This is a genomic window from Sphaerisporangium sp. NBC_01403, from assembly GCF_045040145.1.
Lineage (GTDB): Bacteria > Actinomycetota > Actinomycetes > Streptosporangiales > Streptosporangiaceae > Sphaerisporangium > Sphaerisporangium viridialbum.
In genome coordinates this window covers 341,422-364,460 of record NZ_CP109534.1, presented here as the reverse complement: position 1 = coordinate 364,460, position 23,039 = coordinate 341,422, and the positions used below count along the sequence as shown (strand labels likewise).

The following is a 23,039-nucleotide window of genomic DNA, read 5'->3' as shown; positions in this document are numbered from 1 at the left end:
CGGCGTCCGGTCGGCTATGCCTCGGGGGCGGCGGCGAGCTGGCCGCAGGCGCCGTCGATCTCACGGCCTCGGGTGTCGCGTACGGTGACGGCCACGCCGTGGGACTCCAGGCGGCGGACGAAGGCACGCTCGTCCTCGGGCCGGGAGGCCGTCCACTTGGAGCCGGGAGTCGGGTTGAGCGGGATCAGGTTGACGTGCACCAGCTTGCCCTTGATCAGCCGGCCCAGCAGGTCGGCCCGCCACTCCTGGTCGTTGATGTCCTTGATCAGGGCGTACTCGATCGAGACGCGCCGCTTGGTCTTGGCCGAGTAGTTCCAGGCCGCGTCCAGCACCTCGCCGACCTTCCAGCGGGTGTTGACGGGCACCAGCGTGTCGCGCAGCTCGTCGTCGGGGGCGTGCAGGGAGACGGCCAGCGTCACCGGCAGACCTTCGTTGGAGAGCTTCTCGATCGCCGGCACCAGGCCGACCGTGGAGACCGTGACGCCTCTGGCGGAGATGCCCAGCCCCTCGGGAGCGGGGTCGACGATGCGGCGAACGGCGCCGATCACGGCCTTGTAGTTGGCCAGCGGCTCGCCCATGCCCATGAAGACGATGTTGCTCACCCGGCCGGGGCCGCCGGGCACCTCGTCGCGGGCCAGCGCGCGGGCGCCCGCCACGACCTGCTCGACGATCTCGGCCGTCGACATGTTGCGGGTCAGCCCGGCCTGTCCGGTGGCGCAGAAGGGGCAGTTCATGCCGCAGCCGGCCTGGGAGGACACGCACATGGTCACGCGGTCGGGGTAGCGCATCAGCACCGACTCGACCAGCGCGCCGTCGAAGAGCCGCCACAGGGTCTTACGGGTGGTGCCTTCGTCGCAGGTGATCTCGCGGACCGAGGTCAGCAGGCTGGGCATCAGCTGTGTCACCAGCTGGTCGCGCGACGCGGCCGGAAGATCGGTCATGTGCTCGGGCTCGGTGGTCAGCCGCTCGAAGTAGTGCCGGGACAGCTGGTCGGCGCGGAAGGGCTTCTCGCCCAGCTCGGCGACGGCCGTACGGCGCTCCGCCATCGACAGGTCGGCCAGGTGACGCGACGGCTTTGCCCGTCGGGGGGCGACAAAAGTTAGCTCGGCGGACATGTCCTTCTCTTAACGGTTTGCCGGAAGCTGCACTGGACAGCCATTCCGTGTGATCTATTGCGATCCTCGGCCGAACGGGGAGACGTCCACCGGAAAGGCGGATGAGCGTTGGGCACCACCGATGTCGTTCTCACCGACACCAGCCCCTACGGCAGTCGCGCGGTGACCGTCGAATGCGACGGGGTGTCTTCGGTAGCTTACCTGCGGGATGCCGAAGGCGGGATCCACGGGGCCGTGTGGCTGGCCAACCATGTGCAGGCGCCCTCTTCCGTCGATCTGGGCCGGGTCGGCACCGGCCAGGCTCCCGTGATGCCCGTCGCGAACACCCGCTACCCCGAGGGCACGCCGCCGTTCACGGCCGGCGAGCTGGAGGTGCTGTGGTTCGAGGAGGGCGACGGAGCCGCCCTGTACCGCAACGGCGAGCTCCTGGCGGTCATTCCCGGCTGGTCCGATCTTGAGCGCGGGATGCCCGGCTACGCCAGAGACGCCGTCGGGGAGTCCCCGTTCGCCTGGTCCCTGCAGGAGGCGCTCGAAGGGCTCGCGCCGAGGATCGCCAAGGCCCGCTCCTACTGGGAATGGCGGGACGGCGACGGCGCCTGGCCGTCGTTCCAGCAGTTCGTGATGAGCCACCTGGACGCCAGGGTCGGCCCGGCCGCGAGGTACTGGGACATCGGCGGCGACCGGCTGCCGACCGTGGGCATCACCGAACGCCCGCGGAACGGCTACACGATGCTCTCGACGGTCGGCATGAGCTGCCAGCGCATGCCCACGGTGGAGCAGTACATCGAACGGCCGGACACCTACGCCCGCATAGAGCTCGCGATCGCCACGCGCGGGGAGGCGACGGAGGCGGCGCAGCTGTTCCTCTGGCTGGCACGCTACCCCTGGCACTCGGTCACCTGGCTGGGGCACGGCCACACCGCCCGGTGGTACCGCGAGCCGGCGTCCTTCCCGCTGGGCCCGGGCTACCACGGGGTGCTGATGCTCGACACGGTGCCGGGCTTACCCGACCTGTCCGGCTTCGCCTTGGGGGGCGACGAGGTCCGCTGGCTCTGGCTGGTGCCCGTCACCGACCAGGAGCTCCAGATCGCCGCCGAGCAAGGCCACCAGGCGCTTTCGCTCTCCGGGCGCATCCCCTGACAAGGCTCACATCGGTACGAAGACCGCCAGGAGCAGCCAGACCGGCACCAGAGTGGCCAGCAGGGAGTCGAGGCGGTCCATCAGGCCGCCGTGGCCCGGGAGCAGGTTGCCCATGTCCTTGATGCCGAGATCGCGCTTGATGACCGACTCGACCAGGTCACCGAGGGTGGCGCACACGGCCACCACCGCGCCCACCACGGCGCCCTGCCAGAACTGGCCCTCCAGCAGGAACCGCACGAGCAGCGCGCCGCAGACGACGCAGGCCAGCACCGACCCGGCGAACCCCTCCCAGGTCTTCTTCGGACTGATGACCGACATCTTGTGCCTGCCGAACAGGATGCCCGCGAAGTAACCGCCGATGTCGCTGCACACGGTGACGGCGATGAAGATGACCACCCGGTCGGCCCCGTCGGACTTGGACAGCATCAGCGGGACGAACCCGGCGATCAACGCGGGATACACCGACGTCAGGACGCTCGCGGCGGCGTCACGGACGTACCCCTCCTGGCCCTGGAACATCCTCCAGCTGAGCAGAGTGAGCACGGTGAGCGTGAAGGCGCCCAGCAGCCAGATCGGGCCGCCCCAGTAAGCGCCGGCGACCATGGCGACGAAGCCCGCCAGCACCAGCCGCACCGGCACGTGCATGTCACGGACGGCGAACGCGCGGACCATCTCGACGATGCCGATGCCGACCGCCGCCACGAGCACCAGGAGGAACAGGGCCTTGACGGTGTAGAGCGACCCGATGACGGCGGCTCCGAGGGCGACGCCCACGCCGATCGCCGCGGGGAGGTTGCGGCCCGTACGGATGCGGCCCGGCCTGGCGGCGGCCCCCGGAAGATCGCCCGGTGAGCCCGCGGGGTCGGGAGGATCTTCGGAGCCCTGGGGGCCGGCGGCATGCGGAAGGCCCCCGCCGGCGCCTCCGGGACGGCCGCCGGGAACCTCGGGCGGACGCTCGTCAGACCAATGGCCTCGGCCCGGCCCGGTTCCGTCCGCCGCCGTACCTTCCACAGTGATCTCACTCTCGTACCCGTCAACCACGCTCGGCGGCCCACTCTGCCAGTACCGCCGGGCGGCGGGGAGGGAGCGCGGTGGGCCCGAACGCGGCGAAGGCGCTCCCACCCGCGGCTAACACCGGAGTGGAAGCGCCTCGACCTGACCTGCGACTGCTACCGCGCTCAGACTTCGAGCAGCTCGGATTCCTTGTGCTTCAGCAGCTCGTCGATCTTGGCGACGTGCTTCTGGGTGAGGTCGTCGAGCTCCTTCTCGGCCCGGCGGACCTCGTCCTCACCGGCTTCGCCATCCTTGATCATCTTGTCAAGGGTCTCCTTGGCATGGCGGCGGATGTTGCGCACCGAGACCTTGCTGCTCTCGGCCTTGTTCCTCGCGACCTTGATGTACTCCCTGCGGCGCTCCTCCGACAGCTCGGGGAACACCACGCGGATCACCGCGCCGTCGTTGCCGGGGTTCACCCCGAGGTCGCTGTCGCGGATCGCCTTCTCGATGGCGGTCATCGAGCCCTTGTCGTAGGGCTGGAGGATGACCATGCGGGCCTCGGGAACATGGAACGAGGCAAGCTGCTGCACCGGTGTCGGCGACCCGTAGTAGTCGACATTGATCTTGTTGAACATGGAGGGACTGACCCTGCCGGTGCGGATCGCCGCGAAGTCCTCCTTGGCGACTCCGACCGCCTTGTCCATCTTCTCCTCGGCTTCGAAGAGGGTTTCCTCGATCACAGCGGCTCCCTATTTCCCTGCCGGACTCACCAGCGTGCCGATCTTTTCACCGCGGACCGCCCGCAGAATGTTCCCCTCGCCCATCAGGTCGAAGACGACGATGGGCAGGCCGTTGTCCATGCACAGACTGATCGCCGTGGCGTCCATGACCCCGAGGCCCCGCGTGAGGACCTCGCTGTAGTCAAGTTGGTCGAAGCGTACGGCATCGGGGTTCTTGCGGGGGTCTGAGTCATAGACCCCGTCGACCTGGGTGCCCTTGAGCAGCGCCTCCGCGCCGATCTCCAGAGCGCGCTGGGCGGCGCAGGTGTCGGTGGAGAAGAACGGCGAGCCGAGCCCGGCGCCGAAGATGACCACGCGGCCCTTCTCCAGATGGCGGATGGCCCGCCGGGGCAGGAACGGCTCGGCGACCTGCTGCATCGTGATGGACGTCTGCACGCGCGTCTCGATGCCGCGCTTCTCCAGGAAGTCCTGGAGTGCGAGGCAGTTGATGACGGTGCCGAGCATGCCCATGTAGTCGGCCCGGGCGCGGTCCATGCCGCGCTCGGAGAGCGCGGCGCCGCGGAACATGTTGCCGCCGCCGACGACGACCGCGACCTGGACTCCCTCGCGCACGGCCTCGGCGACCGAGTCGGCGAGCTTGGCGACCACCACGGGGTCGATGCCCAGCGGCTCGGCGCCCGCGAACGCCTCGCCGGACAGCTTCAACATGACGCGCTTCCACCGGAGCGGCCAGTTGTACGACGAAGCCGCCGACGCAGCGGGTTGTTGGTTCTCCTGCACGACGGCGGCCTCCTCGGCGATGTTTACGAAGCTGGTCAGATCCCTCTTTGGGGCTAAGCCTATGCCTGACCGACCTTGTAGCGGGCGAAGCCCAGGACCTTGACGCCCGCCTCGGACGCGACCTTGGCGATCGTCTTCTTGGGGTCCTTGACGAAGGACTGCTCAAGAAGGGTGAAGTCCTTGTACCAGCCGTTGATGCGGCCATCGACGATCTTGCCGATCGCGGCCTCCGGCTTGCCCTCCTCGCGGGTCATCTGCTCGAAGACCGTGCGCTCCTTCTCGACCACGTCGGCCGGGACGGAGTTGGGGCTGAGGTACTTCGGGGCCATCGCGGCGGTGTGCTGGGCGATGTCCTTCGCGACCTCGGGGTTCGGGGTGTCGAGCTGGACCAGCACGCCGACGGTCGGGGGAAGCTGCGGGTCGGTCTTGTGCATGTAGGAGGCGACGAAGCCACCCTCGAGCACGACGAAACGGCGGACCTCGATCTTCTCGCCGAGCGCGGCGTTGGCCTCGTCGAGGTGCTCCTTGACGGTCTTGCCGTCGAGGTCGGACTCGAGCAGGCTCGGCACGTCGGACGGCCGGGCCGCGAGGACGTGGTCGACGACCCGGGCGGCCAACTCCTGGAAGCGCTCACCCTTCGCGACGAAGTCGGTCTCGCAGTTGAGCTCGAGCAGGGCGCCGAGCGCCTCGCCCTCGTGCTTGACGGCGATCAGGCCGTTGGAGGCGGTGCGCGCCTCGCGCTTGCCGACGTCCTTGGCGCCCTTGACGCGCAGGATGTCGATGGCCTTGTCGAAGTCACCCTCGGACTGCTCAAGCGCCTTCTTGCAGTCCATCATGCCGGCGGCGGTCGCCTCACGAAGCCGCTTGACGTCGGCCATGTTCACGGAAGCCATTGTCTTTTCCTCGTCGAGTCGTCGTGGATCGGGTGGGTGCGCCCTGACTGGCGCACCCACCCGGAAGAGCCTTGCTTGCCGTACGAATGGTGCCCGTACGGTCTGGCGCGGGTCTCAGGCCTGCTGCTCGGTGCCCTCGGCGGCCTCGGCCTCGGGGGCGGCGGCCTCAGGAGCCTCGGCGGCCTCGGCGGCCTCGGCGGCGGGGGCGGCCTCCTCCGCGGGGGCCTCCTCGGCGGCCGGAGCCTCAGCGGCGACAGCGGCCTCGGCGGGGGCGGCTTCCTCGTCACGGGCGAGCAGCTCGCGCTCCCACTCGGCCAGCGGCTCGGCGACGGCGGCACCGGACGGCTTGTCGTCGCCGCGGTTCGCACCGGCGCGGGACATCAGGCCGTCGGCGACCGCGTCGGCGACCACCCGGGTGAGCAGGCTGACGGCGCGGATGGCGTCGTCGTTGCCCGGAATCGGGTAGTCGACCTCGTCGGGGTCGCAGTTGGTGTCGAGGATCGCGACGACCGGGATGTTGAGCTTGCGGGCCTCGCTGATCCCGATGTGCTCCTTCTTGGTGTCCACGATCCAGACCGCGCTGGGAACGCGGGCCATGTCACGGATGCCGCCGAGGGTGCGCTCGAGCTTGTCCTTCTCGCGGCGGCGCATCAGGAGCTCCTTCTTGGTGAGCCCGGAGCCTGCCACGTTGTCGAAGTCGAGCTCCTCGAGCTCCTTCAGGCGCTGAAGCCTCTTGTGCACGGTGGAGAAGTTGGTGAGCATGCCACCCAGCCAGCGCTGGTTGACGTACGGCATGCCGACCCGCGCGGCCTGCTCGGCGATGGCCTCCTGGGCCTGCTTCTTGGTGCCGATGAACAGGATGGTGCCGCCGTGGGCGACGGTCTCCTTGATGAAGTCGTAGGCGCGGTCGATGAACGCCAGCGACTTCTGCAGGTCGATGATGTAGATGCCGTTGCGCTCGGTGAGGATGAAGCGCTTCATCTTCGGGTTCCAGCGACGGGTCTGGTGCCCGAAGTGAACACCGCTTTCAAGCATCTGTCGCATGGTGACGACGGGGGCCATGAGTATGGTCCTCCTGGGTAGAGCGCCGTGAAGGCGCATGCCTCGGTTGTATGCGGGAGCCTGCGGCTTCCGCCCTGACGCCCTGAGTCGTCCCATCCGGATCAGGACCCGGACCGAGAGGACGATTCGCCTGTGGGCGTGCGAAGTCGGCCCGTCTGACGAGCCACCAAAAAGTGTACCCGGAACCCGGCAACGCCCAGCCCACCGGGCAAGCTTCCTTCCCGTGACCACACCCCGCCACCCCGCCCCGGACGCGATAGGCCCCGGTAGCCGGAGACGAACCGAATCCCAGCGGCTTCAGGGGCCGGCTGGAGATCGACCCGGGCCCCGGCGGCCGCGCGTGCTCGCCGGAGACTAACCCGGGTGGCGGGGGAAGAGCTGGATGATCCCTTGGACGAGGCGGGCGTCCGGCGGCGCCTCCTCCGACGATCGCGACTTGGCCAGGTACGGCAGCAGGATCTCGGTCACCTGCCGGCCCAGGTCCGCCAGCTCGTCGGCGTTCGCCCGCAGGAGCATGTGGTTGAGTGTCGCGGCCTGCCGCCATTCCCTGGACTCGCGCACGCTGCCCGCGAGGTAGCGCAGCAGGTCGTCCGTCAGCCCGCCCACGACCGTCCTGGTGAGCACGTTCTTGGCCTCGGCGAGTTCGGGGGTGAGCTCGTCGGGCTCGGCGACGGTGAACCCCCGGTGCGGCGCCCGCCACATCCGTTCCCTGCCGTCCCCGCGTGGCGGCGCGTCCTCCACGAACCCGTACTTGGCGAGCATGCGCAGGTGGTAGCTGCACGCGCTCGGAGAGAGCCCGACGATCTCGGCGCACTCGGTCGCCGTCGCGGGGCCCTCCAGCTGTAACCGCTTGAGGATGGCCAGCCTGGCCGGATGCGCCAGCGCCCGCATGGCACGCGGGTCCTCGACCAGCTGATTCTGCTGACTCATAAGACGAACGCTAACCCGTCATCCCACCCGATCCTCCCCACCGGCCACCCGAAGTCCCACTTCCCCCAGGCTCCCGTCACGGACGAGCCGGCCCTCGATCGACAAGCGGCCCCCACCCCCAGCAGCCGAGCACCTCTCCTACCGCCGATCAAGCTCGGTCAGCTGCTCGACGCCCCAAATGCGGAAGGCATGAAAGGTAGCTTTCATAATTGTGAAGCGTTACCTTCATATTCATGGCCGAATGTATCCCCCTGCGGCGACAGCGCGACTACCGGTTGCTGTGGTCCGCGCGTGCGGTCTCCGAGACCGGCACCGAGATCTCCCGCCTCGCCGTCCCCCTGACGGCCGCCGCCCTGCTGGACGCCACGCCCGTGCAGATGGGCCTGCTCACGGCGGCCACGACGCTGCCGTACCTGCTGATCGGCCTGCCCGCCGGCGCGTACGTCGACCGTCTCGCCAGGCGCCGCCCGGTCCTGGTGGGGTGCGAGGCCGTCTCGGCGCTCGCCGTGCTGACCGCGCCGCTCGCCTGGCTGACCGGGTTGCTGACGGTGCCGTGGCTGATCACGGTCGCCCTGACGGTGGGGGTCTGCTCCGTCTTTTACCGGACGGCCTCGCTTCCCCACCTGTCCAGCGTCGTCGCCGATCATCAGCGGACGGCCGCCATCGCCGGATTCCAGAGCGTCTACTCCACCGCGAGCGTCTGCGGACCCGGTTTGGCCGGGCTCCTCGTACAAGCGCTGAGCGCCCCTCTGGCCCTGGTGGTCGACGCGGCGTCGTTCCTCGTGTCCGCCGTGTGCCTGCGTTCGATCCGGTCTCCCGAGAAGGCCGAGGCCGCCGTCCCCCGAGGAAGCCTTCTGACGGACATCCGCGAGGGCCTGCGGACGGTGATGAGCCACCACGTCCTACGGGCGCTGATCGGCACCGGGGTGATCCTCAACTTCGCGTCGGCCGGCCAGATGGCCTTGTACGTCCTGTTCGCCGTGAAGATCCTCGGGCTGCCCGCCGGGGTGGTGGGACTGCTGACGGCCTCCTTCGGTGTCGGCGGTCTCACAGGTGCGACCGTGGCGCCTCGGCTCGCCGCCCGTTTCACCGAGAACCGCGTCCTTCTGGGAGCCGTCGTCGTCTTCCCGCTCGAATTCGTGGCACTGGCCTCGGCGCACGGGGCACCCTCGGTACTGGTGCCGCTGCTCATGATCGCCTACGCGCTCAGCGGCCTCGCCACGGTGATGTTCAGCGTCTGCTACGGGGCCATCCAGCTGCGGGAGTCCCCACCCGAGCTGCTCGGCCGGGTCAACGCCGTCATGACGGTCGCGACCATGGGCGTCATGACACTCGGCGGAGTCGTGGGCGGGGTGCTCGGCGAGGTCATCGGCCTGCGCCCCACCCTGTGGGCCTGCGCCGCGATCGTCCTGCCCGCGATCCTGATCGTCTGGTTCTCCCCCGTCCGGCGCGCGGTCACGGTCTAGAGCCACGCCGATCGTCTGGTTCTCCCCTGTCCGGTGCGCGGTCACGGTCTAGAGCCACGCCGGCGGATGCGCTCCCCGGCGCGGCGGCGGCGACGACCAGTACGGCCTGACGCCACCGACCCTGCCCGGTGCCCTGACGTAGGTCAGCCTGCCGAACGGACTGTCCATCTCCTCCAGCAGATCAGCCACTTCCTCCCCGATCAGACCGGCAACCGCCTTCACCTGGCGATCGTGGACTCCCCCGCCCGGCAGAAGGCCGGCTTCCCTGTCCAGCGCGTCGCCGACTTCTCTTTCCCGAGATGCGCCGGCCTCCCTGCCCGGAAGATCGTCGGCTTCTCCTTCCCGGGGCCTGCCGACTTCCCGATCCAGAAGATCGCCGACGCTCCCGTCCAGCGGTTCGCCGGACCTTCGCTCGGAGTGACCCGTACTGCCAACACGGCCGAGCCCGTCCAGCCAGAGTGCGGTGCGGGCCAGGGCCACCTCGACGTGCCAGGAACCCCCCTCGGCCTCCCGCCGCAGCAGCCCGGCGATCGCCCCGAGCGCGGCGAGCCAGCCGGTGGCATGATCGAGGACCTGGGCGGGCAACGGCACGGGCCTCTGGCCCGCTCCCCCTTCGTGGGCGATACCGCACGCCATCTGCACCAGGCTGTCGAACCCGCGCCGCCCCGCCCACGGGCCGCGCGAGCCGTAAGCGGAGATGTCGACGCAGACGATCCCTGGCCTGATGGCGGCCAGTTCCTCCGGACCGAAGCCCAGCGCCGCCAGCGCTCCCGGCCGGTACGACTGGACGACGACGTCCGCGCCCGCCACCAGCTCTCTGAACCTCGCGGCCCCGGCCTCGGTACGCAGGTCAAGCTCGCAGGACCGCTTCCCGAACGCCGTACTGATCACCAGCCCCGGCACCTCAGGGAGATGAGCGGCTCCAACGCGCAGCACCTCGGCCCCGTAGGCCGCCAGTGTCCGGGTCGCCACCGGGCCCGCGATCACCCGAGTGAGGTCGACCACCCGAACCCCCTCCAGCCACCGCCCCTCCCTGACGGCAGCACCGTCACGCCCACCAGAGCCGCACGCGGCCCCGGCGGAAACAAGGCCACCGGCGCCAACCCCGGCCGCCGCACCGCCGAGTGGATCGAGGCCAACCCCGGCCCCGGCACGAGCAAGATCTCCCGAACCCACCTCAGCCCCGACACGACCGAGACGGTCGAGACCGATGAGGGGCAGCTCCGCGACGGCCCGGCCCTGCGGATGGGCCTGCCATTCCGACCGGCTTCGCATCGCGGCCGCGCATCCACCCGCCTCCGTCACGGCCTGCTCGATGTCCTGCGCTGTACGGCGGGCACAAGCCTCGGCGACGTCGGCTTCGTCGGCACCGGAAGAGAGACCGAGGACGTGAAGCGCGGCGTCCCGATGATGGTCGAAGTTGCAGTGCAGCCGGACCCATCCGTCGGCCGTGCGATAGTCGCCGGACAGCGGCGCCCACCCGACGGCCGTCTTCCCGTCGACGCGGAAGTAACGCTCATCCCGGAACGCGACAGCCGACTCGCGAACTTCCGTGGCAACCTCAACTTCGTCTCCGTCGCCACGCTCAGCGCCACCGCCATCCGGCCCGGCACGCAGCAGCGCGACGGCGGCGGCTACCGCGCCCACGCAAGCCGCAGCCGCCGTTCCGACCTTGAAGGTGGACGGCAGGACCGGATCCTGCCCTGTCACGTGGACCGGAGGCAGCTCAACGCCTACCTCGACACCCAGTTCCTCGATGACCTTGCCGACACCGCAGACCATCCGGGCACCCTCTCCCAGCGCGCCACACGTACCCCGTATCACCAACCTGGCGAGGCCCTCCACGCTATGCACAGGCATACGCACAACCCGAACACAGGACCTGGTGCACTGAACCCTGTGCTCAGGGCCTCGTGCTCAGGGCCTCGTGCACACGACCTCGCGCACACGACCTCGTGCACTGAATCCTGTACTCAGAATCTCGTGCCCAAAGGCTTATGCACAGAACGACGCTCGGCCGCTCGGGGCCCAGTCGCTCCAGACCAGTGTGCTCCTGTGCGACTTTTCGAGATCCGGCTGCTGGTGGTGTTTCTCCTCACGCTTGCCTCCACATCGGCGGCTCCCCCAGCACGTGGCGCAGCCGCAGCCGCCACCACCCCCAGCCCCGGTCCTCCAGCTTCCCTGCCGCCCGTCCCCCTCACACGCGTCGCCCCCACACCGGCCCCCCTCACCCCCAGCGGCCAGCACTCCGTACACCCGAGAACGGTCGATCAGAGCATCTCGGCCACCGACTCCGGTTTTCCGACCAGCCCGTTAAGGTCGACTGGCCCGGGCATGCCTGGCACCCCGGACAACGGCCTCAAGGGCTCCGGCCTGCCTGGTCCAACACGGCCTCGGTGGCGACTGCCGCTTGATGGGGCTCCAGAGATCATGCGCCGCTTCGCTCCACCCGCGCAGGTGTGGCTCCCGGGTCATCGGGGAGTGGACCTCGCGGCCCGGCCGGGTCAGGCGGTCAGGGCGGCCGGTGCGGGCGTCGTGGGGTACGCCGGACCGCTCGCCGGACGAGGTGTGGTGATGATCGTCCACCCCGGAGGACTCCGCACCACGTACCTGCCCGTTCACGCGTCGGTCCGGCGCGGGCAGACGGTCGAGTTCGGGGATGTGATCGGCCACGTCGAGACGAGTGCCGGCCACTGCCCCGCATCCTGCCTGCACTGGGGCCTGATCGACGAGGGCCGCTACCTCGACGCCCTCCTCCTGATCGGCCTCGGCCAGGTACGCCTCCTCCCCCGATGGCCCCGCTAAGTGCTACTTGCCTCGGCGGAGGCGCCAGCCTCGGTCTACGCGTTCTACGTATCCGGCGGCGGCGAGGGCTCCGAGGCAGCGCAGCACCGTCAGGAGGTCGACGCCGGCCGTGACCGCGATCGTCGCGGGTCCGGTGCCGAGCCGCGCGGGCACCGCCTCCAGGACGCTGCGGGTCTCGCCGTCAAGCGCGTCCCGTGGCAGCACGGGCCCCCTCGGCTCCGGAGCGAGATCTTCGCCGATCGCTCCGACCAGCTCGATCAGCTCGCGAGCCGACGTCACGCACACGGCCTCCGCCCTTCGGATCAGCCGGTGGCACCCGGCGGAGTTCTCCGAGGTCACCGGGCCGGGCACGGCCGCGAGGTGGCGTCTCAGGCTGATGGCATGGCCGGCGGTGTTGAGTGCTCCGCTGCGCAGGGCCGCCTCGACGACCACAGTGCCTCGGGACAGCGCTGCGATGACCCGGTTGCGAACGAGAAAGCGCAGCCGCGTGGGCCGGACACCCAGAGGGCACTCGCTGACGACCACGCCTCTCCCCCGGATCGCACTGAACAGATCTTGGTTGGCGGCGGGGTACGCGATGTCGGTGCCACAGGCCAGCACCGCGACGGTCCGCGCGGCACCTGCCAGAGCGCCTCGGTGCGCCGCCGCGTCCACTCCGTAGGCGCCACCTGAGATGACCGTCCAGCCCGCCTCGCTCAGGCCGGCACCCAGCTCCGCGGCGACGTGGGTGCCATAGGGCGTGGCCGCCCTGGACCCCACCACGGCCACGGAGCGAAGGCAGGAGAAGCGGAGATCGGCGTTTCCATGGAGCCAGAGGCCCAACGGCCGTTCAGCTCCGAGATCGTCGAGCTGAGTGGGCCACTCCAGATCACCTGGAACGATCAGGCGGGCACCCAGGTGTTCGCCCTCGGTGAGGTCCGCGATCGGATCGGCCGCCGGAAGGCGTGCCCGCCACGCTCCCAGGATGCGATCGATGTCGGGTGGCCGCCCCTTCCTGGCCGTCAACTTCTCGACGAACCCGGGATCGAGCCGCCCCGACCGCACCTGCCCAAGGGCTCCCTCGGGACCGTAGGCGGCGACGAGCCTGCCCATCACGCCGTCTCCCGCGTCCGCCACCCGCATGAGGGTCACCCTGGCCAGCCGCCCGGCATCCCACCGAAGGCCGCCGCCCCTCCCGGCCTCCCCAGGGGTGCCGCCCCTCCCGGTGGCCTCGCCAGGAGTGCCGGGACGGAGGCCGGTGCCGGCGTGGAGGTTGGGGGCGTGATCGCGGACGGCGGTGGGTTCACGGTCGGTGCTGGGCATGGGGGTCGGGGTGGTGCCGGGGGTTCCGTTAGCGAGGGGGGGTTTGGTGAGAGCTGGAATCTTCGTGTGGGTTTGGGGAGGTGGTGTTCATTCGGCGCCCAGCCACAGGCTCAGGGCGGTGTTGGTCTCGGCTACGTCGGGTTTGACCTTGCCGATGAGGTCGGCGAGGGTCCAGGAAACTCGTATGACACGGTCGAGGCCGCGGGCACTCAGCTCTCCGGTGTCCAGACACCGGTAGAGGGGTGACATCGCGGACGGGGACAGCCGGTATTCGCCGTGCAGGACCGCAGTGGGGATCTCGGCGTTGGACCTCCACGGCGTGCCCGCCAACCGCTTGAGCGTGCGCTCACGGGCCATCGAGACACGCTCGGCCACGACCGCGCTGGGCTCGATGAACTGGCGGTCGGACAGCAGCTCGCGCCGGGTCGAGCGTGCGAGCCGCACCTTGACGTCGATGCGATCGATCAGCGGCCCCGAGAGGCGGGCGAGGTAGCGTCTGCGCTGGTGGGGCGTGCACTGGCAAGGGCTCTCTGGCGTGGACGGCTGGGCGCACGGGCAGGGGTTCGCGGCCAGGACCAGCATGAATCGGGCGGGAAACGACACCGTGCCCGCAGCCCGCGCCACGGTGACCTGTCCGGACTCCAGCGGCTGGCGGAGCGAGTCGAGAACGCGGGACGGGAATTCGGGCGCCTCGTCGAGGAACAGGACCCCTCTGTGGGCGAGGGAGACGGCTCCTGGCCGGATCACGCCGCTGCCCCCGCCCACGATGGCGGCGATCGTCGCCGTGTGATGTGGCGCCATGAACGGCGGGTGCCTCAGCAGCGGGCGCCCCGGCGGCAGGACTCCCGCGACCGAATGGATGGCGGTGACCTCCAGCGCCTGGTCGCGGCCGAGCGCCGGGAGCAGGGTGGGCAGCCGCTCGGCGAGCATGGTCTTGCCGGTGCCGGGCTGCCCCATCATCCAGAGGTTGTGACCGCCCGCGGCGCACACTTCGAGGGCACGGCGTGCCATGGCCTGCCCGGCGACGTCCGACAGGTCGGGTGAAGGGCCCATGTGCGGATCGGCCGGCGGCGAGGGCTCGGGGGTGTCGGGCAGCGTGGGCATGTGGGCCGGATCGCCACTGCGCAGCCACTCGACCAGCTCGGCGAGGGTGAGCACCGGCACCACGGTCACACCCGGCACGAGCCCGGCCTCCGCGGCGTTCGCCACAGGGACCACCACGCAGGCGGCCCCCGCCTCGGCCGCCGCCACCACCGCGGGCAGGACACCGCGCACGGGTTTGACGGTGCCGTCGAGCCCCAGCTCCCCGAGGAAGAACGGGAGGGAGACGCGCTCCCTCGGGACCAGGCCCGCCGCCCCGAGCAACGCGATCGCGATCGCGAGATCGAACAGGCTCCCGCGTTTGGGCAGGCTGGCGGGGAAGAGGCTGATGGTGACCCGTGCGTCCGGCCAGGCGTACCTGCTGTTGATCACTGCTGAGCGGACGCGGTCACGGGCCTCGCTCAGGGCGGTGTCGAGCATGCCGATCAGGGTGACCCCCGCGATGCCGTGGCCCACGTCGGCTTCCACCTCGACCACGTGGCCGCTCACCCCGACCAGCGCCACGCAGCGCGTGCGGGCGACGGCCATCTAGGACACTCCCCGGTCGTGCCGGATGGAGAACTCTCCGGCGAACCGCTCCAGTGCGATCACGTCGATGCGGACCGAGGCGAACCACTCGGGCTGGCCGCTCAGCCACCTGGCCGCCAGCGTGCGGAGCCGCGCGAGCTTCGCCTGTGTCACGGCCTCGAACGCGGTGCCGTGACTGCGGCCCGAGCGGGTCTTGACCTCCACGACCGCGAGAACGGGCCCGTCACGGGCCAGAATGTCGATCTCACCCTCGGGGCAACACCAGTTGCGCTCCAGGATCTGCAGACCTGCTGCCCGCAGGTAATCGACGGCGAGCTGCTCGCCGTGCCTTCCAAGCTCGTGCGTCGCGGCCATGGGACCACCTCCGGCCCCGACGTTCGCGCACGCCACGCGGTCGCCCGGCTACAGAACCGGGCTCTGTGGACAAGAAGGCCCGGCCGAACGGCCTGTGGACGACCGCCCAAGGGTCGGCGCCCTGTGGACGGCCCCAGAGCTCAGGCGCATCCAGCCAGGTGAAAGGGGGTTTCCAAGATCACCGGCTCCGCTGCCCGAAGAAGGCGAGCCGGACGCGTCGGCCGCTCCCTGTGGAAAAGGCCTCGCGACCCGACCTGAGGCAGAGCGCGGCACCCGGCCCCGGTCAGCGTGTTCTTCGAAGACCGGCCGAGAACGTCTGTGGACCGACCCCGGGCGCGAACCAGCACTTCACCATGGCCCTACGGAGTCGACCCCAGTGGCTCATCACCTGAGATCAGCTGGAGAAACCCTCCTTGGGCATCTCCAGGTCGGGCTTGGCCAGTTCTTCGACGTTGACGTCCTTGAACGTGACGACACGGACGTTCTTGACGAACCTCGCAGGACGGTACATGTCCCACACCCAGGCGTCCTGCATCTTTACATCGAAGAAGACATCGCCGTTCTCGGCGGTGCGCACGTCGAGATCGACGGAGTTGGTCAGGTAGAAGCGCCGCTCGGTCTCAACGACATAGGTGAACAAGCCGACCACATCGCGGTACTCCCGGTAGAGCTGCAACTCCATCTCGGTCTCGTATTTCTCGAGATCCTCTGCGCTCATCCCGGTCCTCCACTTCCCTTCCTCCCCCGGCGCGACCAATCAGGCGACACCGGCCCCCACCCCATTCTCGCCTATCTCCGTGCCAGGTCCTGACCGCACCACCGAGTTCACTGTTACAAAGGAGAACCGATGATGCGGACTGGGGCCGTGAGCGGCGAGTGCTCGCCGGTGCCCGAGCGTGACGTACCCCTTGTGCTCGGCGAAGCCGTACTGGGGAGACAGGTCGTCCAGCGAGATCATCATGCGGTCCCTGGTCACCTTGGCGACGATGGACGCCGCCGCCACGCACGCCGAGACCTGGTCACCCTTCCACACGGCCAGAGACGGCGCGGGCAGGCCGGGCACCGGGAACCCGTCGATCAGAACGTACCCGAGATCGCAGCCGAGACCGGCGACGGCCCGCCGCATCCCGGCGATGTTGCACTTGTGCAGGCCGCGCGCGTCGATCTCCTCGGGCGGGATCACCACGACCTTGACCGCCCGCGCGGTCGCGAGGATGCGGTCGTGGAGCACCTCGCGCCGGGCGGGAGTGAGCAGCTTGGAGTCCGCCAGTCCGTCGATCTCGGATCCGAGGACGACCGCGGCCACCACCAGCGGACCGGCGCATGCTCCGCGGCCCGCCTCGTCGACCCCGGCGACCGGGGACAGGCCACGTCGTGCGAGCGCGCGCTCGTACCCGTAGAGCCCTGAGTCCCGCCGTACGACGCTGGGGCGCGGGCGAAAAAGAACAGTCATAAGACAGGCGGCTCGGCGCCCCGCCGCGAGGGAACGGACCTGCGCGAGAGTCGAGCCCCCTGGCCGATCAACGGCGATACGAGCGCGACCATGCGCCCAAGCCTACGCCCCAATCGGCCGGAGGGGTACGCTATCGCACCTTTGAGAACGTCTCGGGAACCGGCAATGTGCCCATCCGCGACAGCGGCCAGTAGAGCGCGAAGGCCCTGCCGATCACGTCGCCGGTGGAGATCGTGCCGTGGAACCCGTCGTCCATGAAGGCGCGGGAGTCCTCCGAGGCCGCGCGATGGTCTCCCATCATCCACAGCCGGCCCTTGGGAACGGTGATGTCGAACTTCTTCTGCGAGGGGAAGTCCTGCGGGTTGAGATAGGACTCCTCGTCGAGCGGCACCCCGTTGACCGTGATGCGCCCCTTGGCGTCACAGCACTTCACGTGGTCACCGCCGATGCCGATGACTCGTTTGATCGTGGTGGTGCCGTCCCAGCCCTTGAAGACGACCACCTCGCCACGCCCGAGGTCACCGGACAGCCGGTTGACGATCACCCTGTCGTTGATCAGCAGGGTGTCCTCCATGGACTCCGACGGGATCCAGAAGGAGTCCAGAACGAACAGGCGCACCAGGACCGCGACGGCCACCCCGCCGAGCACCAGCAGGACCGACTCCCGCCAGCCGGACTTCTTGGCACCCTTGGACTCGTCCTCCGGGGCGGACGTGCCCTGCACGTCCTCGGGCTCCGGCTTCTCCTCGATGACGCTCATAGAACCGCGGGGCACACCACTGGGGGGAGGAAGCCCCTTCTCCTTCGTTCTGGTGGGGGGATGACCACGACGCCGCGCGACGGCCGGGCGGCCGTCAGGGGGCCGGGAAGGGCCCTTCCCTGACAGCGCCGGCCGGAGGCGAAGGTCAGTAGGAACGACCGCCGGCCCTGTCGAGCACGCGCCGGCGCAGCCGTATGAGGGGGAACGCTCCGGCGAAGCCCAGCAGCAGCGGCGAGGCGCCGCCGACCATGGCGGCGGTCTTCAGCGCGGCCTGGTTGAAGGTGTCGGGGATCGGCAGCGTCGTCGCGCGGGAGAACGGCCACACGATGACGAAGGCCCGCCCGACCACCTTGTCCGCGGGGATCGCCCCGCCGCCGGGATCGCCCTGGTGGGAACGGGAGTCGTAGGAGACCGAGCGGTGGTCGCCCATCACCCACAGACGGCCCTTCTCCACCTTGATCTCGAAGAACTTCTGCGACGGCTGGTCGTCCGGGTAGAGATAGGCCTTCTCTTCGAGGGGAACGCCGTTCACGGTCACGCGGCCCTGGGTGTCGCAGCACTTGACCGTGTCTCCGGGAACGCCGATGACGCGCTTGATGTAGTCCTTCTCGCCCGGGACCACGCCGAAGGCCGTGCCGACCCAGCGGAAGAAGCCCGCCACGGGGTTGGACGGCTCTGGCACCTGGATCTCGCTGGCCCAGGAGTCGACGCCCGAGAACACGACGACGTCACCGCGCTCGATGTCACGGGTGTGGTACACGAGTTTGTTGACAAGCACCCTGTCGTTGACCAGCAGGGTGTTCTCCATGGACTCGGATGGGATGTAGAAGGCCTGGATCACGAAGCTCTTGATGATGAGCGCCAGGACCAGCGCGACCACCACCAGAACAGGTAGCTCGCGCCAGAAGGAACCCTTTTTCCCCTTGCCGTCTTTGGCTGTCGACTTGGTGTCTTCCGCGACCACGTCTACCTCGTCCTCGACGGGGCGGCGCGGACCGCCGGCCCCCTGGCCATCGCTAGTCATCGCTGTCGAGCCTAAATGATGCATGCTCCCCGGCGGGTCGCCGACTCGGCATGGCATCCAAAGAAACTCGGCGATCCGGCCGGATGGAGCGGTCATCCGGCTCAGCAAAATGGCCCGCATCCCTCGCGGGTGCGGGCCACATGTGGTGCGGGCCTACTTGCCGGTGGGCAGCGCGTCGCGCTTCTCGCGGATGCGGGCCGCCTTGCCGCGCAGGTCGCGCATGTAGTAGAGCTTCGCCCGGCGGACGTCACCGCGGGTCACGACCTCGATCTTCTCGATGACCGGGCTGTGCACCGGGAACGTGCGCTCGACGCCCACGCCGTAGCTCACCTTGCGGACGGTGAACGTCTCGCGGGCCCCGCCGCCCTGGCGGCGAAGCACGAATCCCTTGAAGACCTGGATACGGGACCGGTTGCCTTCAACGACGCGGACGTGGACCTCGAGCGTGTCGCCCGGGCGGAAGCTCGGAACGTCGCTACGTACGGAGGCCTTCTCAAGCTCCTGGATCAGCGTGTGCATGACAGCGGTTCCTCATTTGAAGCGAGCGCTCGGAGGTCCGCCCGGCCATGCCTGAAGCACGACTACGAGGAAGACACGAGCACTGGGCTGAATACGTCTCGGATGCCGGGCCCGTCGGCCCGGAGCGGCCACGCCAACCGCAGGGCAGTTGGCAGCAGCGATTCAGTTTGCCATATCTTCCGGCGGGACGCGAAACGAAGCGTCGTCGAGCACCTCACGATCACGCTTGTCAAGGCTCCCGGGGTCGAGCCTCGCGGCCAGTTCGGGCCTCTTGGCGACCGTACGGCGCAGCGCCTCGTCCCGCCGCCACCGGGCGATCGCCCCGTGGTTGCCCGAGAGGAGGATCGGCGGCACCTCGTGGCCGCGCCAGACCGGAGGCTTGGTGTAGACGGGGCCCTCCAGCAGCCCGGCCATGCTGCCGGGGGCGAAGGAGTCGTCGGCGACCGAGCCGGCGTTGCCGAGCACGCCGGGCAGCAGGCGCCCGACGGCCTCGACGATGACCAGCACGGCGGCCTCTCCTCCGGCCAGCACGTAGTCGCCGATGCTGACCTCGTCGAGGCGCAGGCGCGAGCCGTACTCGGCCATGACCCGGGCGTCGATGCCCTCGTAGCGGGCGGGGGCGAAGAGCAGCCAGGGCTCCTTGGCGTACTCCAGGGCGACTTCCTGGGTGAACGGCCGCCCGCTGGGCGTCGGCACGACGAGCCTCGGCGGGCCTTCGGCGGAGCCCGCGACGGCGTCGATGGCCTCGCCCCACGGCTCGGGCTTCATCACCATGCCGGGGCCGCCGCCGTACGGCGTGTCGTCCACCGTGCGGTGGACGTCGTGGGTCCAGTCGCGGAGCTGGTGCACCCGGATGTCGAGCAGACCCCGCTGCCGCGCCTTGCCGATCAGCGACACGTCGAGCGGGGCGAAGTACTCCGGGAAGATCGAGATGATGTCGACGCGCATGCCCGTCACCGGTCAGACCGTCTCTTCCGGGTCGAGCAGGCCGGGCGGGGCGTCCACGACGACCCGCTTCGCGTCCAGGTCGACCTCGGGGACCAGGGCCTTGACGAACGGGATCAGAACCTCACCCTGATCGCGCTGGATCACGAGGAGGTCCTGGCCGTGGTGCAGGACGTCGACGATCTCGCCGACGGCCTCGCCTCCGGTCGTCACCACCGACAGGCCGATGAGCTGGTGGTCGTAGAACTCGTCGGGGTCGCCGGGGGGCGGGATCTCCGAGGAGTCGATCACCAGAATGGTGTCGCGCAGCTCTTCCGCCTCATTGCGGTCGGCGATGCCCTCGAAGCCCAGCACCAGGATGTTCTTGTTCCAGCGCATGCGCTCGACGACGAGCGGCCCGGTGCCCGCGGGGTCGGTCGCCAGGGAGGTGCCCGGGGCGAAGCGCGCCTCGGGGTCGTCGGTGCGCACCTCGACCGTCACCTCGCCACGGATGCCGTGCGGGCGGCCGATGCGGCCGACGACGAGCTGCACGTCGCTACTCCTTCGAAAGTTCGTACCAATGCCCCGGAACCGCGACAGGGGACCGCCCGGCTGCCGGGGGTCCCCTGTCCAGAGGGTCGTGGCCTCTGAGGTCTCGCTACCGGGCTTCGTTCAGGTCGAGCAGGTCGACCCTTACGTACTTGCCGTCGGCGAGGGCGTTCACAACGGTGCGAAGCGCCTTCGCCGTACGGCCACCGCGGCCGATGACCTTGCCGAGATCCTCGGGATGGACCCGGACCTCGAGGACGCGCCCACTGCGGATGCGGCGGGCACGAACCAGAACGTCGTCGGGATGCTCGACGATGCCCTTGACCAGATGCTCGAGGGCTTCCTCAAGCACCTCAGGCCTCGCCTTCCGGCTTCTCCTCCGCGGCCGGCTCGGCCGGGGTCGCGGGGGTCTCGTCGGCCTTCACGGTCTTCTTGGGCTTGCGCGCCGTGGTGGCGTTGCCGGTGCCGGCGTCGCTCGCGAGCGACTCCTTCGCGGCGGCCTCGTAGATCGCGTGACGGTCGGCCTTGGGCTCGGCGACGAGCAGAGCCGGCGGGGCGGCCTCGCCCTTGAACTTCTGCCAGTCACCGGTGAGCTTGAACAGCTTCAGGACGGGCTCGGTCGGCTGCGCGCCGACACCCAGCCAGTACTGCGCCCGCTCGGAGTTCACCTGGATGAACGACGGGTTCTCCTTGGGGTGGTAGAGGCCGATCTCTTCGATCGCACGGCCGTCACGCTTGGTGCGGCTGTCCGCCACCACGATGCGGTACTGCGGGTTGCGGATCATGCCGAGCCGCTTGAGCTTGATCTTGACTGCCACGGGTGTGGTCTCTCCTGGACTTTCGAGCGTGGGTGAGCGGGCGTCTCGCCGAGTGGGGCACGACGGGATGACCGCCCGAGGGACAAGCCGTGACGCGCGGGGGTGAGAGGGCACCCACGGTCACGGTGTTCCAACATGCCATTCTGCCAGATGATTCGACCGCTGTCCGAATCGGCGCGCAATCGGCGGAGAACAGCGGAGAACAGGGTCTACTTCTGGCCGGGCAGCCGCAGCTTCGAGGGGTCGAAGCCCGGCGGGAGCTCGATGCCGGGCGGAAGCTGCCCGCCGAGGCCACCGAGACCGCCGAGCCCCGGAGGTAGCTGCGGCGCGGCCGAGCCGCCGTCGGCGGCCCCCGCCTTGCCGAGCGCGGCCTTGCGCGGGTCGCCGCTGACCCGGCGGCCCTTCTTGGCCTTCTTCTGGACGGCCTTGCCCTTGCGGCCCCCCGGCATGCCCGGGATGCCCATGCCGCCCGCCACCTGCTTCATCATCTTCTGCGCGTCGAAGAAGCGGGTGACCAGGTTGTTGACCTCGGTGACGCTGACGCCGGAGCCGCGCGCGATGCGGGCGCGCCGCGAGCCGTTGATGATCTTCGGCTCCTGGCGCTCGGCCGGGGTCATCGAGCGGATGATCGCCGCGACCCGGTCGAGGTCGCGCTCGTCGACCTGGTTGAGCTGCTCGCGCATCTGCCCCATGCCGGGCATCATGCCGAGGAGGTTCTTGAGCGGCCCCATCTTGCGGACCATCATCATCTGCTCGAGGAAGTCGTCGAGCGTGAAGCCGTCGCCGGAGGCGAGCTTGCCCGCCATCTTGGCCGCGTCGGCCTCGTCGAAGGTGCGCTGGGCCTGCTCGATCAGGGTGAGGATGTCACCCATGTCGAGGATGCGCGAGGCCATGCGGTCGGGGTGGAAGGCGTCGAAGTCCTCGAGCTTCTCACCCGTCGAGGCGAACATGATCGGACGGCCGGTGATGTGCCGCACCGAGAGCGCCGCACCGCCGCGGGCGTCGCCGTCGAGCTTGGTGAGCACGACTCCGTCGAAGCCGACGCCCTCCATGAACGCCTGCGCGGTGGTGACGGCGTCCTGACCGATCATCGCGTCGACGACGAAGAGGACCTCGTCGGGGCTGACGGCGTCGCGGATGTCCGCGGCCTGCTTCATCAGCTCCTGGTCGATGCCGAGGCGGCCCGCGGTGTCGATGATGACGATGTCGTGCTGCTGGCGCCTGGCGTGCTCGATGGACTCGCGCGCGACCGCGACCGGGTCGCCGACGCCGTTGCCGGGCTCGGGGGCGTAGACAGGGACCTGCGCCCGCTGCCCGACCACCTGGAGCTGCTGGACGGCGTTGGGCCGCTGCAGGTCGGCGGCGACCATGAGCGGGGCATGGTTCTGCTCGCGCAGCCAGCGGGCGAGCTTGCCGGCCAGCGTGGTCTTGCCCGCGCCCTGGAGGCCGGCGAGCATGATGACGGTCGGCGGGTTCTTGGCGAACCTCAGCCGCCGCGTCTCGCCGCCGAGGATCTGCACCAGCTCGTCGTTGACGATCTTGACGACCTGCTGGGCGGGGTTGAGCGCCTGGGAGACCTCCGCGCCCCGGGCGCGCTCCTTGACGTGGGACACGAAGTCCTTGACGACCGGCAGCGCGACGTCCGCCTCGAGAAGGGCGATGCGGATCTCGCGACAGGTCGCGTCGATGTCGGCGTCGGACAGCCTCCCCTTGGACTTCAGGGAGGAGAAGACCGATGTCAGCCGGTCGGAAAGCGTCTCGAACACGTGATTGGCCAGCC

General features: G+C 69.6%; 24 protein-coding genes. 3 read left to right on the top strand and 21 right to left on the bottom strand.

Features of this window, described 5'->3' with window-relative positions; genetic code table 11:
- Positions 1-14: 14 nt before the first annotated feature.
- A complete protein-coding gene (gene rlmN / locus OG589_RS01545) occupies positions 15-1,115 on the bottom strand; it encodes a 23S rRNA (adenine(2503)-C(2))-methyltransferase RlmN (RefSeq protein WP_405145444.1) in 1,101 nt (366 codons plus the stop codon).
- 108 nt (positions 1,116-1,223) lie between these two features.
- Between rlmN and OG589_RS01540 the strand changes: the two genes are divergently transcribed.
- Positions 1,224-2,255: a suppressor of fused domain protein gene (locus tag OG589_RS01540; RefSeq protein ID WP_405145442.1), complete on the top strand. Its 1,032-nt coding sequence runs from the start codon at positions 1,224-1,226 to the stop codon at positions 2,253-2,255.
- A gap of 6 nt (positions 2,256-2,261) precedes the next feature.
- Here the strand turns inward: OG589_RS01540 and OG589_RS01535 are convergent, their stop codons facing one another.
- The 6 genes from OG589_RS01535 to OG589_RS01510 all read right to left on the bottom strand — a co-directional run bounded on the left by OG589_RS01535 (position 2,262) and on the right by OG589_RS01510 (position 7,656).
- Positions 2,262-3,266 carry a phosphatidate cytidylyltransferase gene (locus OG589_RS01535; protein ID WP_405145440.1) on the bottom strand — a complete coding sequence of 335 codons (1,005 nt, stop codon included), beginning with the start codon at positions 3,264-3,266 and terminating at the stop codon, positions 2,262-2,264.
- Between the two features lie 167 nt (positions 3,267-3,433).
- Positions 3,434-3,991: a ribosome recycling factor gene (gene frr, locus OG589_RS01530; RefSeq protein ID WP_405145438.1), complete on the bottom strand. Its 558-nt coding sequence runs from the start codon at positions 3,989-3,991 to the stop codon at positions 3,434-3,436.
- Positions 3,992-4,000: 9 nt separating this feature from the next.
- Positions 4,001-4,699 carry a UMP kinase gene (pyrH, locus tag OG589_RS01525; protein WP_358547549.1) on the bottom strand — a complete coding sequence of 233 codons (699 nt, stop codon included), beginning with the start codon at positions 4,697-4,699 and terminating at the stop codon, positions 4,001-4,003.
- A gap of 131 nt (positions 4,700-4,830) precedes the next feature.
- Positions 4,831-5,664, bottom strand: a complete 834-nt coding sequence (gene tsf / locus OG589_RS01520) for a translation elongation factor Ts (protein WP_405145436.1) — start codon at positions 5,662-5,664, stop codon at positions 4,831-4,833.
- 114 nt (positions 5,665-5,778) lie between these two features.
- Positions 5,779-6,726 carry a 30S ribosomal protein S2 gene (rpsB, locus tag OG589_RS01515; protein WP_405145434.1) on the bottom strand — a complete coding sequence of 316 codons (948 nt, stop codon included), beginning with the start codon at positions 6,724-6,726 and terminating at the stop codon, positions 5,779-5,781.
- Positions 6,727-7,080: 354 nt separating this feature from the next.
- Positions 7,081-7,656: an ArsR/SmtB family transcription factor gene (locus tag OG589_RS01510; RefSeq protein WP_405145432.1), complete on the bottom strand. Its 576-nt coding sequence runs from the start codon at positions 7,654-7,656 to the stop codon at positions 7,081-7,083.
- Between the two features lie 233 nt (positions 7,657-7,889).
- Between OG589_RS01510 and OG589_RS01505 the strand changes: the two genes are divergently transcribed.
- Entirely contained in the window at positions 7,890-9,122 is a 1,233-nt protein-coding gene (locus tag OG589_RS01505; protein WP_405145430.1) for an MFS transporter, read from the top strand.
- A gap of 48 nt (positions 9,123-9,170) precedes the next feature.
- Here OG589_RS01505 and OG589_RS01500 read toward each other — a convergent pair whose 3' ends face one another.
- Positions 9,171-10,904, bottom strand: a complete 1,734-nt coding sequence (locus OG589_RS01500; protein WP_405145428.1) for a CoA transferase — start codon at positions 10,902-10,904, stop codon at positions 9,171-9,173.
- A 648-nt stretch (positions 10,905-11,552) separates the two neighbouring features.
- On the opposite strand from OG589_RS01500, the gene OG589_RS01495 reads away from it, so the two are divergent.
- On the top strand, positions 11,553-11,927 hold the full coding sequence (locus OG589_RS01495; protein ID WP_405145427.1) for a murein hydrolase activator EnvC family protein: 375 nt from the start codon (positions 11,553-11,555) through the stop codon (positions 11,925-11,927).
- Between the two features lie 3 nt (positions 11,928-11,930).
- On the opposite strand, the gene dprA is transcribed toward OG589_RS01495, so the two are convergent.
- From dprA to ffh, 13 genes are all read right to left on the bottom strand, one after another.
- Positions 11,931-13,229 carry a DNA-processing protein DprA gene (gene dprA / locus OG589_RS01490; protein WP_405145426.1) on the bottom strand — a complete coding sequence of 433 codons (1,299 nt, stop codon included), beginning with the start codon at positions 13,227-13,229 and terminating at the stop codon, positions 11,931-11,933.
- An 87-nt stretch (positions 13,230-13,316) separates the two neighbouring features.
- A complete protein-coding gene (locus OG589_RS01485; RefSeq protein ID WP_405145425.1) occupies positions 13,317-14,858 on the bottom strand; it encodes a YifB family Mg chelatase-like AAA ATPase in 1,542 nt (513 codons plus the stop codon).
- Positions 14,859-15,212 carry a YraN family protein gene (locus OG589_RS01480; RefSeq protein ID WP_405145424.1) on the bottom strand — a complete coding sequence of 118 codons (354 nt, stop codon included), beginning with the start codon at positions 15,210-15,212 and terminating at the stop codon, positions 14,859-14,861.
- Between the two features lie 394 nt (positions 15,213-15,606).
- The gene (locus OG589_RS01475) at positions 15,607-15,930 is read right to left on the bottom strand and encodes a DUF2469 domain-containing protein (protein ID WP_030511723.1); all 324 of its coding nucleotides are present in this window, start codon (positions 15,928-15,930) and stop codon (positions 15,607-15,609) included.
- 39 nt (positions 15,931-15,969) lie between these two features.
- The gene (locus tag OG589_RS01470; RefSeq protein ID WP_405145421.1) at positions 15,970-16,665 is read right to left on the bottom strand and encodes a ribonuclease HII; all 696 of its coding nucleotides are present in this window, start codon (positions 16,663-16,665) and stop codon (positions 15,970-15,972) included.
- A gap of 130 nt (positions 16,666-16,795) precedes the next feature.
- Entirely contained in the window at positions 16,796-17,425 is a 630-nt protein-coding gene (gene lepB, locus OG589_RS01465) for a signal peptidase I (RefSeq protein ID WP_405145420.1), read from the bottom strand.
- A gap of 145 nt (positions 17,426-17,570) precedes the next feature.
- A complete protein-coding gene (lepB, locus tag OG589_RS01460) occupies positions 17,571-18,449 on the bottom strand; it encodes a signal peptidase I (RefSeq protein WP_405145419.1) in 879 nt (292 codons plus the stop codon).
- A 153-nt stretch (positions 18,450-18,602) separates the two neighbouring features.
- Positions 18,603-18,968, bottom strand: a complete 366-nt coding sequence (gene rplS, locus OG589_RS01455) for a 50S ribosomal protein L19 (protein WP_344949337.1) — start codon at positions 18,966-18,968, stop codon at positions 18,603-18,605.
- A gap of 162 nt (positions 18,969-19,130) precedes the next feature.
- Positions 19,131-19,916 carry a tRNA (guanosine(37)-N1)-methyltransferase TrmD gene (gene trmD / locus OG589_RS01450; RefSeq protein WP_405151937.1) on the bottom strand — a complete coding sequence of 262 codons (786 nt, stop codon included), beginning with the start codon at positions 19,914-19,916 and terminating at the stop codon, positions 19,131-19,133.
- A gap of 12 nt (positions 19,917-19,928) precedes the next feature.
- Positions 19,929-20,444: a ribosome maturation factor RimM gene (rimM, locus tag OG589_RS01445; RefSeq protein WP_405145416.1), complete on the bottom strand. Its 516-nt coding sequence runs from the start codon at positions 20,442-20,444 to the stop codon at positions 19,929-19,931.
- Positions 20,445-20,550: 106 nt separating this feature from the next.
- On the bottom strand, positions 20,551-20,793 hold the full coding sequence (locus tag OG589_RS01440) for an RNA-binding protein (protein ID WP_358547504.1): 243 nt from the start codon (positions 20,791-20,793) through the stop codon (positions 20,551-20,553).
- Between the two features lies 1 nt (position 20,794).
- A complete protein-coding gene (gene rpsP / locus OG589_RS01435; protein WP_405145415.1) occupies positions 20,795-21,259 on the bottom strand; it encodes a 30S ribosomal protein S16 in 465 nt (154 codons plus the stop codon).
- 209 nt (positions 21,260-21,468) lie between these two features.
- Entirely contained in the window at positions 21,469-23,025 is a 1,557-nt protein-coding gene (ffh, locus tag OG589_RS01430) for a signal recognition particle protein (RefSeq protein WP_405145413.1), read from the bottom strand.
- Positions 23,026-23,039: the final 14 nt, after the last annotated feature.

Coding starts and splice junctions, on each gene's coding strand:
- rlmN (WP_405145444.1), bottom strand. CDS start 1,115: ATGTCCGCCGAGCTAACTTTTGTCGCCCCCCGACGGGCAAAGCCGTCG.
- pyrH (WP_358547549.1), bottom strand. CDS start 4,699: ATGTTGAAGCTGTCCGGCGAGGCGTTCGCGGGCGCCGAGCCGCTGGGC.
- tsf (WP_405145436.1), bottom strand. CDS start 5,664: ATGGCTTCCGTGAACATGGCCGACGTCAAGCGGCTTCGTGAGGCGACC.
- rpsB (WP_405145434.1), bottom strand. CDS start 6,726: ATGGCCCCCGTCGTCACCATGCGACAGATGCTTGAAAGCGGTGTTCAC.
- OG589_RS01510 (WP_405145432.1), bottom strand. CDS start 7,656: ATGAGTCAGCAGAATCAGCTGGTCGAGGACCCGCGTGCCATGCGGGCG.
- OG589_RS01505 (WP_405145430.1), top strand. CDS start 7,890: ATGGCCGAATGTATCCCCCTGCGGCGACAGCGCGACTACCGGTTGCTG.
- OG589_RS01500 (WP_405145428.1), bottom strand. CDS start 10,904: ATGGTCTGCGGTGTCGGCAAGGTCATCGAGGAACTGGGTGTCGAGGTA.
- OG589_RS01495 (WP_405145427.1), top strand. CDS start 11,553: ATGCGCCGCTTCGCTCCACCCGCGCAGGTGTGGCTCCCGGGTCATCGG.
- dprA (WP_405145426.1), bottom strand. CDS start 13,229: ATGCCCAGCACCGACCGTGAACCCACCGCCGTCCGCGATCACGCCCCC.
- OG589_RS01485 (WP_405145425.1), bottom strand. CDS start 14,858: ATGGCCGTCGCCCGCACGCGCTGCGTGGCGCTGGTCGGGGTGAGCGGC.
- OG589_RS01480 (WP_405145424.1), bottom strand. CDS start 15,212: ATGGCCGCGACGCACGAGCTTGGAAGGCACGGCGAGCAGCTCGCCGTC.
- OG589_RS01475 (WP_030511723.1), bottom strand. CDS start 15,930: ATGAGCGCAGAGGATCTCGAGAAATACGAGACCGAGATGGAGTTGCAG.
- OG589_RS01470 (WP_405145421.1), bottom strand. CDS start 16,665: ATGACTGTTCTTTTTCGCCCGCGCCCCAGCGTCGTACGGCGGGACTCA.
- lepB (WP_405145420.1), bottom strand. CDS start 17,425: ATGAGCGTCATCGAGGAGAAGCCGGAGCCCGAGGACGTGCAGGGCACG.
- lepB (WP_405145419.1), bottom strand. CDS start 18,449: ATGACTAGCGATGGCCAGGGGGCCGGCGGTCCGCGCCGCCCCGTCGAG.
- rplS (WP_344949337.1), bottom strand. CDS start 18,968: ATGCACACGCTGATCCAGGAGCTTGAGAAGGCCTCCGTACGTAGCGAC.
- trmD (WP_405151937.1), bottom strand. CDS start 19,916: ATGCGCGTCGACATCATCTCGATCTTCCCGGAGTACTTCGCCCCGCTC.